8 protein-coding genes are annotated in these 9,792 nt (G+C 44.3%); 2 read left to right on the forward strand and 6 right to left on the reverse strand.

Going from position 1 to position 9,792, the window contains the following annotated elements:
* The first annotated feature begins 91 nt into the window (after positions 1-91).
* Positions 92-559, forward strand: coding sequence for a methyltransferase family protein (locus KT99_RS05020; protein WP_100067615.1), 468 nt, complete (start codon positions 92-94; stop codon positions 557-559).
* A gap of 103 nt (positions 560-662) precedes the next feature.
* Here KT99_RS05020 and KT99_RS05025 read toward each other — a convergent pair whose 3' ends face one another.
* The 5 genes from KT99_RS05025 to KT99_RS05045 form a co-directional block, all read right to left on the reverse strand.
* Positions 663-1,049, reverse strand: coding sequence for a DUF3192 domain-containing protein (locus tag KT99_RS05025; RefSeq protein ID WP_040571613.1), 387 nt, complete (start codon positions 1,047-1,049; stop codon positions 663-665).
* A gap of 158 nt (positions 1,050-1,207) precedes the next feature.
* Complete coding sequence (gene xni, locus KT99_RS05030) at positions 1,208-1,981, reverse strand: flap endonuclease Xni (RefSeq protein ID WP_005497656.1); 774 nt, start codon at positions 1,979-1,981, stop codon at positions 1,208-1,210.
* Between the two features lie 27 nt (positions 1,982-2,008).
* Positions 2,009-3,361, reverse strand: coding sequence for a nucleotide 5'-monophosphate nucleosidase PpnN (ppnN, locus tag KT99_RS05035; protein ID WP_005497658.1), 1,353 nt, complete (start codon positions 3,359-3,361; stop codon positions 2,009-2,011).
* Positions 3,362-3,463: 102 nt separating this feature from the next.
* Positions 3,464-5,020, reverse strand: a complete 1,557-nt coding sequence (locus tag KT99_RS05040) for a GGDEF domain-containing protein (RefSeq protein WP_005497661.1) — start codon at positions 5,018-5,020, stop codon at positions 3,464-3,466.
* 132 nt (positions 5,021-5,152) lie between these two features.
* Positions 5,153-7,312: a tetratricopeptide repeat protein gene (locus tag KT99_RS05045; protein WP_005497663.1), complete on the reverse strand. Its 2,160-nt coding sequence runs from the start codon at positions 7,310-7,312 to the stop codon at positions 5,153-5,155.
* Positions 7,313-7,480: 168 nt separating this feature from the next.
* On the opposite strand from KT99_RS05045, the gene KT99_RS05050 reads away from it, so the two are divergent.
* A complete protein-coding gene (locus KT99_RS05050) occupies positions 7,481-9,286 on the forward strand; it encodes a M61 family metallopeptidase (protein ID WP_005497665.1) in 1,806 nt (601 codons plus the stop codon).
* Positions 9,287-9,376: 90 nt separating this feature from the next.
* Here KT99_RS05050 and rdgC read toward each other — a convergent pair.
* On the reverse strand, positions 9,377-9,792 hold a 416-nt coding region (gene rdgC / locus KT99_RS05055), incomplete at its 5' end, for a recombination-associated protein RdgC (RefSeq protein WP_005497666.1).

Consider the following 9,792-nt stretch of genomic DNA (forward strand, 5'->3'; position numbering starts at 1 on the left):
TGCACATGGGGACGGTATTTATGGTTTTTTTTTGCCATCATGAATCCCATCGCGAATGTGCCGATAAGTTTAACCAAAAATAGGGATATTAATGATGGATGATTCTAGAGGTGCAGGCGTACGCATACCGCCTCCTGTGGTGTTTATCTTGTTTATTTTTTGTTGTCTTGGGTTAGGCCAGATCTATCCACTCGATATCGGGTTTCCTGTGGCATTAGCATACTCAGGTGTGGTAATAAGCATATTAGGACTTGTGGTTTTATTGTATTTAGCGACGCTTTTTAAGCGGGTTAAAACCAATATCGAGCCCTGGAAGCCCACTTCCAGCATTATCACCACAGGCATCTACGCCTACTCTCGTAATCCTATTTACCTGGCATTTTGCACTATTCCTTTGGGCTTAGGCCTGTTTTTTAGTCATATTTGGTTGATGCTGAGTGTGATCCCGGCATGTATCTCTGTCTATTATCTGGCTATTCGACCGGAGGAAGCTTATCTGACTGAAAAGTTTGGTGATGAATATCTGGCTTATCGAAGTCGCGTTAGGCGTTGGTTGTAGGTGACCTGGGTCTGAAGTCTTTTAATATCATTCCATATAAGTATCAATTTAATCATTGGTTTAACTTGTTATCTTGAGCTTTCATCACTTTTACTACTAGAGTTTAGCCACCTATGGCTGCTGCTAGGTATTGATCGTAAGTATCAGATCCCCAGGCAATCAGTTTCTGAACTTTAAATAATAGCGGAGTGCACTCGTCTCTGGTGGTTATCCCATCTGATTGAGCATGATGAGTTCGATAAAAGAGCACCTGTAGTGCAACATCGTCAGTCACTTTAGCTTCCGAAAAATCAGCCTTACCCATTAATAGTTTAATCTCTGATAAGCTCTGGCCTATGGTGATATCGGCTAATTTTGCATTGTTGTAAACCTGTCTGTCTTCCCAGTGCATCTCATCTGGGGTCGGCTCATACACGAGTACCACGACAGCGACAAAGGCGGTGTAGGCAGCAAAAATAGAGCCAATAATGACTGGAACTTTAGATTTCATCTGCGAGCTGGGTCCTTGATACATAGTAACGGGATGACACTGGTACATTATACCGGTGAATTTCTATAAGATACTCACTTCACGCTACTAGGTAAACAACAAGAAAGGAACTTAATGTTTACAAATTTATAACCCTGTCTATTTTAGCCTATGAGAACCTAGCTGTTGACAGCTTCTTGTGGCAATCTAAATTGATTCAGATTAGCCTTTAATGGCATATCAGTCCGTAGTTGGACCAGTTTATAGCTCAGTCTGGCCATCTGTTTACCCTCTTCGAGCTTCTTTGCCTGTTTAGCCCCCACTTCATCGATAGACAAATAAATATTGGCAAGAGAGCGAAATCTCTTTAATAGCTCTATGGCTGATTTTGGGCCGATACCCGGAACGCCAGGTATCTTATTACCGCTGTCCCCGGCTAAAGCCAGATAATCGATAAACTGTGAGTGTTGAACTCCCAGTTGCTGTTCGCGTTCTGCTATTGTGAGATAGACCTTGTTGAAGTGATCCCACCTTTTTATCTTAGGGTGATTGAGCTGAGTGAAGCCTTTATCTGTCGATACTATGATGGCCTCACCACCACTGGCGGCGAGTTTACTTGCTAAGGTGGCAATGACATCGTCGGCCTCGGAGTCAGCATCCAGGGAGTTTACATGTATGTTAGCCAGATGCAGCTTTAAACCTGGCAAGTACTCAGACAATGCCTTGGGCATAGGCTTTCGCCCTTTTTTATAGTCTTCGAACAGGTGTTTGCGCCATGAGACCTCCTTGCCGTCCCAGACTATTGCCACATGGCTTGGTTGGTGGAATTTGAGTAACTTGTTGCAGGCTGAGGCCACCCGGTTATCCAGTCCGTTAGTATCGTTGTCATTGGGCTGCGCCGCATGAATGCGACGGACCAAGTTTAAGCCATCAATAATTAAAAAAGTGTTCATCTATTATTTTTTATCACTTGGTTCTGTTTAATTATCTATCCTGTAGCAAGGAACATATTTACTACCAGGTAGCTTCATTCTCTGCTGTTTTACGAAGGCGTTCAGGAGAGTATCCATCATAGCCATAAGCTTAGGGTCGCCCTTTATTTCAAAGGGTCCATGTTGTTTAACGCTCTTGATGGTTTCCATCTTCACATTGCCAGCGACTATGCCTGAAAACGCTCTGCGTAAATTAGCAGCAAGTTCAGCCTTGTTATCCTGAAAGTGTAGGTTGAGATTGCTCATCATCTCATGAGTGGGGGTGAAAGGCAGCTGAAATTCGGGCTCAATTTTCAGTGACCAGTTATATTGATAGGAGTCACCAGTGGTCTTCCGGTGATCCTTGATGACATCCATGCCGTGGCTCATCACTCTTGCGACTCGCACAGGATCATCGATGACGATTTCGTATTTACTCTGAGCTTCTTCGCCTAAGGTTGCTCCAATAAACTCATCGATCTTGATAAAGTAATCGGCACTCTCCTTAGGGCCGGTTAGTACCAAGGGGAAGGGCATGTCTTGGTTTTCTTTATTGAGCAAGATACCGAGTAGATAGAGCAACTCTTCGGCGGTGCCAGCTCCACCAGGGAAAATAACGATGCCGTGGCCTAAACGGACGAAGGCTTCTAAACGCTTCTCTATATCTGGAAGGATCACCAACTCGTTGACTATCTGATTGGGGGGTTCGGCGGCGATGATGCTGGGCTCTGTGAGTCCTATATACCTTGCATGTGATATGCGTTGCTTCGCGTGACCTATGGTTGCTCCTTTCATGGGGCCTTCCATGGCGCCCGGACCACAGCCGGTACATATGTTCATCTCTCTCAAGCCAAGCTCATAGCCCACTTCGCGGGTGTACTGGAATTCGATGGCATTGATGCTGTGGCCACCCCAGCATACGACAACGTTGGGGTCTTCCAGTGGAATAACCTGGCCATTGCGTAAGATATCGAAGACGACGTTGGTGATATGGCTAGAGTTAGTCAGGTTGATATGCTTGAGATCATCGTATTTGTTGCTGACGTAGACGATATCTCTGAGCACGGCAAATAGATGCTCCTGAAGGCCTCTGATTATCTTACCGTCGACGAAGGCGGCTTCAGGGGGGTTGGTCAATTCAATTTTAATTCCGCGCTCACGACGTAGAACCTTAATATTGAAATCATTGAATTGTTCGAACAGGTTTTCGGCGTTATCGCTCTGTAAGCCAGATGCGAGAACGGCCAATGAACAGTTACGGTAAAGTTGATAGAGTTCGCTTTTTGCGCTTTGTTTTAGACGATCGACTTCCAATTGTGAAAGTTGATCCATGCTTCCTTTAGGGCTGATCTTAACAATCATAGTAACTCCTTAGCTGTGACGGGAGTGCAATGATGTGTGTTGATGGCACCGTTACATAAGATGCCAGCCTATCAAGATATCTAAGAGTCTTACGGTTATAGGCTACACGTCAATGATCACTCTGTCTCTGCTTTCATGTTTTGCTCGATACAGTGCAGCGTCGGCTCTATCAAAGGTTTCATTGATAAGCTCATTATTGATAATCTGTGCAGCACCAATAGATACTGTAACTGTAATTCTCTGATTTTTAAACTTAAAAGGAATACTTTTTACTTTTTCTCTCACTCTGTTTAAAAGCTGTTCAATATCTGTGGCGTTGACATCAGGAATAATAAACACAAATTCTTCACCACCATAGCGGGCGACAAACTCGGTATCACGCAGTGAATTTTTCAATGCCATGGCAATGACTTGCAGGGCTTTATCACCCGTACTGTGGCCAAAATTGTCGTTAATGGTTTTAAAATGATCGATATCGGCCACAGCGACCCAGAGTGGTTGTTTATGACGTTGATAATTACGATATTCCTGTTCCATTCTCTCTTCGAGGGCGGCCCTGTTAGGCAGCTGGGTCAAGGTATCGAGTAAGTTGAGTTTCTGCTGTTCAAATAATCTTTCTTTAAAGGTATTCGCTTCCCTACTTAGTTCGTTAAGCTCTTTACGCATGGCTTCCATCGACTTGCGCAGCAAGGTTTGTTCGCGATCCTCCAAGGCTTCTTTACGGCCAAGAGCCGCTCGAATTGAGGCTAACTGTTCTGTGACCTGAGACTTTAGCCTGTGAATGTCATCGATATCTATGATGGCTTCACCCACGTTATCGACACTGGTATTAATTTCACGATTGAGCTGTTTTTTCAGTTGATAGCTGCGTTGATTGTTGTTGTAAGAATCACTTACCACTTCTCTCACGGCAGACAGAGAGTCGTTTAAGGCATAGAGAAATTCCTGAGAAGCAGATTTCTCTCTGGCGATATTATCCAGTAGCATAGAAAGCACGGTCTGATAGGCCTCGATGAGGCTGTCTATTTCAATATCGTTAGAGAGCAGCTCTTTGAGTGCGAATATTCGATCCCGCTGATCTTTGCGAAATTCGATCTCGGAGATCATTTGAGCGAGTTCATGGGCCAGTTGACGATGCTTGGGGAGCACGACGAGTTTATCACCTTGGGCTAACTGCTCTTCCAGTATACTTTCATAAAAGCCAACCAGTTTTTCGACTTTAGGGATATAGTCCCAGAAAGTATGGAAAGGCTTGGCGAGATCTTTTTTGAAGTAACTGATCTCTTTCTTGACCTTTTCTGGTACAGATTGGACTCGCTGTATCTGTCTGATGACCCGGGATAAGCTGGCTCTACTGTCTTCGAGTTGAACCATGACATGGTTATATTGTTGCTTAAGAAGTTGTTCAACTTCAACTAATTCAGGCAGTGATTCTTCGACAGTCTCGAAATTAGTAAATTTATATCTTAATTTAGCCAGTTTATTATCGAGCTTAATACTTTGCCCTTTGCAGGCAAGACTCAGATGACCAATAAATTGCAGTAATGTCCTCAATTTATCATTTCTATCTTCGTTCATGTTATCGAGCGCGGCTCTAGCCGAGTGGAGTTGTTGCTTTAATAAACTGAGCTGAGATGTGTTTGCCATCGAATCCTTCATTAACCATGTCCTATTTCTTCAAGGCAAAAAATAATTTCAAATGTGAATTAGTATTGCTAATGTTATTGCAATCCCAATCCCTTTGGAGTGCAAATCTTATTTTAGTCTAGCGCGACTTATGAATCATCTCGACTAGGTTAATTCTGTTATATCCAAATTTTCATGGCTTTTCCACCTAGGCCATAGAATTTTTTTCTTGTCACCATTGGTATAGACCTTCAATAATCCGCGCATGATGCCCTTTTCTAAGTGCAAATATAGCGGTGTTGCAAAGATAGTGGCTGGAGCAAAGTCCAATGCTTTTATGGAAACATAGTAATCTGCTGCCTTGCCTAGACTCAGCGCGGCCGCCAGTGTCATTTGTACCGCGCCAAAATGGACTTCGGCAGATAATCTAATATCAGGATCCATCAGCAGAGGAAGAGGTAGCATGCCTATATGAATAGACGTGTCACCATAATCTTTATCAATGGCGATACGGCACTGTTGTAATAATTCATTGGCTGTGATCGTCTCTCTCAGGGATAGCATAAATAATCCAGGCCGAATAAGGTATACCTTGCCTGATAAACTGTGGGCCAGAGCTTGAAACTGAATTTTATTCATGTTGTTGTTGCACTGAAAACCTTGATTAAAATCTGCATTTAATTGATCCGTCAGTGAAATTAATGCAATGGCATGGGGAGTGTCTTTATCTTGTGACTCAAGCTCTTCGATGAAGCCTTTATAGCCAGGTAAACCACTCACAGGCTCGATAACGCTTTGACTTTTAGCTTCTAATAGGCTAGCTGCTAATACGCTTTTTCTTCGCCATTGGTTCACTCCAATGAGTGATATTAAGCACACTAAAATCACCGCGGTGATCAACAGCAAACGTGAATGTGCTAACTGGGAACTGAGTACACGGCTCTCACCTTGAAGCTTATTGACTTCAAGTTTTAATTTTTGCTCGGCAAGTACCGATGAGGTGTAGTCGGTAGGAGTCTCTATTTCCGGCGTGGATAAGTTAAGGGCGATGAGCTTATCCAGTGTGGCAAAGGCCTGGTCACTCTGTTTAAGGTGTCTATAGGCTTGAGCCTGATACTGTAACGCCTCTATCTGTTCATCTTTGAGCTTAAGTTTCTCTGCATTGTGTAAGGCTAAGGCGCTATGTTTTTTAGCCAGTAGCCAATTTTTATCGGCAACGGCAACTTGGGCAATCAAGAGGTCATTAAACACAAGATAATGGTTACTCTTTCGGGCACGAAAAATAGCATTGGACTTAAACAGAAATTCAAAAGACGTTTTGGTGTTGCCGTTATTGAAATAGGCCTCGCCTAAATTATGATAATTTAATGCCTGAGCAATCACATTTTGAGCTTTGTAATCGAGCTGTTGGGCATTGAGATAGTAATCAATAGCCTGATTCCAGTTATTTTGATTGGCATGAACCATAGCGATCACTGTCATGCAATTAGAGCGTAATCGATCCATATTGAGTGCCTTAAAGCCCTCATCTGCATCATGTGCGTATTGGATCGCTTCATCCCAAGCCTCAAGCTTCCGATATATCCTTGCCAGCTGTAGCTGTAAATTAGCCTTGAGAAAAGGTTTTTGCTGGCGGTTCGAGAGTCTAAGTGCCTCGTTGTAATGTTGTAAGGCTAAAGATAACTGATCCCGTTGATTATAGAAGTTGCCTAAAGTGGACTCTGCGTGGGCAATCAGGTAATCAGTTCTAAGCTGATAGGTGGTCTCTTTATACAGTTTTAGGTGAATTAGCGCCAGCTTATCCTGATGCAAGATACGATGTAAGCTGCCAAGATGATAATGGATGAGCTGTTTTAATAGCTGGGTTTGCAACCCTTGACCACTCTCTATCAGGCTCAGTGCTTGGTCATAATGGGACAATGCTAGTGGGTAATTATGTTGATTTCTGGCTATGTACCTACCTGTTAACATTTGTAGGTAGCTTTCATCGTAGGCTGTGGTGCCTATGATCTCCAGCAGCGACAATAATGCCTCGGTTTTACGGTATTTATCTTGCTCTTGCACATAGGTGCTGAGGTAGAGTCGTGTGAGCAGCTGCAGTTTATGTTTTAGCTCATCGACTCGGTAACCTTGGTCACTGGCGACTCGTTCAAAAGCCGAGAGACTAGTGGCAGATATGGGCAAGGTGATTGAGGCTTGTAGTTCTTGTAACAGCTCGACAGGCGATTCTTTTAATTTAATTTCGAGGGCGATATGATCTTGAGCGTAAGTCGAAGGGGTGGCTAAAAGCAAAAAGAAAATCACAGTTCTAAAAAAAATACGCATAAGAAGCAGATACCTTGCCCTCTTAAAGGGATGTTCGGTCAGTCATTGTATTGTCTCAAAATAGACTCGTAGAGGCATAGGTTTTAGTGATGCCGAGTCTGAGAAATAGAGATATACTCTCGATCTTATTATAAAAATAAATAACAATTATAACAGAAGGAATCGAGAGTGAAACCTGCTGCCCCATTGATTTTAACTTTAAGTGCATTTTTTTCCTCATCAATTTTCGCTGAGGTCAGTTATCGCATAGAACTCACCGACTCTGTGCATCATCTGGCTAAGGTTGAGGTGGACTTTCCCGAGTCTGCAACCACAGAGCTGAAAATCAACCTTCCCGTGTGGCGAACTGGCAAGTATCAAGTTTTACCCTTAGCCGATGGTATTCGCTATTTTAGTGCGCAAGATGAATCAGGCAAGATCTTACCCTATACGCGAAGTGCCAGTGGTGAGTGGACTGTTGAGCTTGAACAGCCAACGTCCGTCACTGTGACTTATCAGCTATATGCGAATCATTTAGGTCAAAGGGTTGGCCATATAGATGCGACTCATGCTTTCTTGGATGCCAGTGGTACCTTGGTGTATAGCCCTGAGTTTAAGGATCAGGCGATCAAGGTTGAATTAGCCGTGCCAGATGAATGGAATAGTTATTCAGGCATGGAGTCTGCAGGAAAGCCCCATTCGTTTGAGGCGAGCAATTATGATGTGTTGATGGACTCTCCGATAGAGACCGGAATCAGTCATCACAGAGCGTTCTTTGCCGATGGTCGGAATTATGAATTGGTCGTGTGGGGAAAGGGCAACTATGACATTGAACAGATGGTTACCGATCTGACTAAGCTCAGCGGTCAGGCTAGGGCTATCTGGGATGGCTACCCGTTTGAGCGTTATGTCTACATAGTGCACGCCACCAGTGGTGCCCAAGGTGCAACCGAGCATCTCAACTCGACGGTGATTCAGCGCCCTCGTTTCAGTTATCGAGAGCGTGAAGACTACTTAGGCTTCATTAAAACCGCTGCCCATGAGTTTATTCATACCTGGAATGTGAAGGCTTACAGGCCTCAAGGGTTGGTGCCTTACAATTATCAAAAAGAGAACATATCCGCACTGTTATGGATTGCCGAAGGGTCGACAAGTTATTTTCAAAGCCAGTTGTTACTCAGGGCTGGCGTTATCACGGTTAAAGAATTTTTTGAAGACTTAGCCAAGCGAATTGCCCAGAGTGAGACGACGCCGGGGCGTGAAGTTCAATCGGTGCAAGAGGCGAGCGTCGGTAAATGGGCGAGCACGGGGGGGGACTATGCGGTTAACCACAGTGCCAACATCTACTCCGAAGGCTATTTCGTTTCTCTGGCGCTGGATTTTTCACTGCTCAATGACACAGATCTTGCTCATTCCTATCGTGACGTTCATAAAGCGCTCTACAATCAGCATAAGATCCCGGCGGGTTACTCCGTCGCTGATGTTAAACGGATCTTAAAAGATCTGTCGGGGCAAGATTATCAAACCTGGTGGCAGACACATGTTAACTCAGCTATGAGCCTGGATTTCACCTCCTTGCTAGACAATGCCGGTTTACAGCCAGGCTACGGGGAAGACTCTACAGCCACGGCTTATGCGGGAGTGAAGTTGAGTGATGACTCACTTAAACTTGCGGAAGTCTTGCGTGATGGACCCGCCTGGAATGCGGGTATCGTGCTTGGGGATGAAATTGTAGCCATCGATGGTCTGAAGATCACCGCCAAAGGTTTTGCATCCAGAATTAAAGATTTTAAGCCGGGGGCTGAGATTGTGGTGAGCCTGTTTAGCGATGACCGTCTCAAACAGGTGACGCTGAAACTGGGTGAGCAGCAGAGTGGTAAGCTGAAGCTGTTGAGTGTGGATAAGCCAAGCCGAGCTCAGAAAGCTTTCTTTAAAGCCTGGTTAGGTATCGATTGGCCGTTCGATAACAAGGGGAAGCTAAAATCGGATAGTTAATAGGCTTGTTATAACACTGATTTATGGCGAATAAAAAAGCACCTGACAAGTTTTGTTGTCAGGTGCTTTTTTAATAAGAATGAAAGAGAGTTAGATGCTCTCTTCCAGTCCGCCTAATGCCTCTACCAGTGAGTTCATCAAGGCGATAAGCTCGCTGCTCATCAAGGCAAAATCGGCGTCGAGTCTGGCCATAGGATCTTCGGTACCCACTTCATCATTGCCGGCTCTGAACTCTTCGGAGAACTTGAGGCGCTTGATGCCAGCATCTGATTGCAATAAGAAAGCAATTGATTGGCCGAAATGCAGTGCCAGTTTATGGACTTGCTTACCCACTTCGATATGAGCCAGGACTTCGGCTTCAGTCAAATCTTGTTGTTTGAAACGGACAATGCCACCTTCATCCGAGTCTGACTTAAATTCAGCCTCATCTTGCATCTCGAAAGGTGCCGGCGTCGAATCAGTCTTAACCCAATCGGTTAATTGACTCTCGATAGGTACCTTAAAGC

The sequence above is a fragment of the Shewanella benthica KT99 genome (assembly GCF_000172075.1).
Lineage (GTDB): Bacteria > Pseudomonadota > Gammaproteobacteria > Enterobacterales > Shewanellaceae > Shewanella > Shewanella benthica_A.

What these genes read in the sequence shown, in the direction of transcription:
- ppnN (WP_005497658.1), bottom strand. Translation starts at nt 3,361, where the DNA reads ATGATTGTTAAGATCAGCCCTAAAGGAAGCATGGATCAACTTTCACAA.
- xni (WP_005497656.1), bottom strand. Translation starts at nt 1,981, where the DNA reads ATGAACACTTTTTTAATTATTGATGGCTTAAACTTGGTCCGTCGCATT.
- KT99_RS05025 (WP_040571613.1), bottom strand. Translation starts at nt 1,049, where the DNA reads ATGAAATCTAAAGTTCCAGTCATTATTGGCTCTATTTTTGCTGCCTAC.
- KT99_RS05045 (WP_005497663.1), bottom strand. Translation starts at nt 7,312, where the DNA reads ATGCGTATTTTTTTTAGAACTGTGATTTTCTTTTTGCTTTTAGCCACC.
- KT99_RS05040 (WP_005497661.1), bottom strand. Translation starts at nt 5,020, where the DNA reads ATGAAGGATTCGATGGCAAACACATCTCAGCTCAGTTTATTAAAGCAA.
- KT99_RS05020 (WP_100067615.1), top strand. Translation starts at nt 92, where the DNA reads ATGATGGATGATTCTAGAGGTGCAGGCGTACGCATACCGCCTCCTGTG.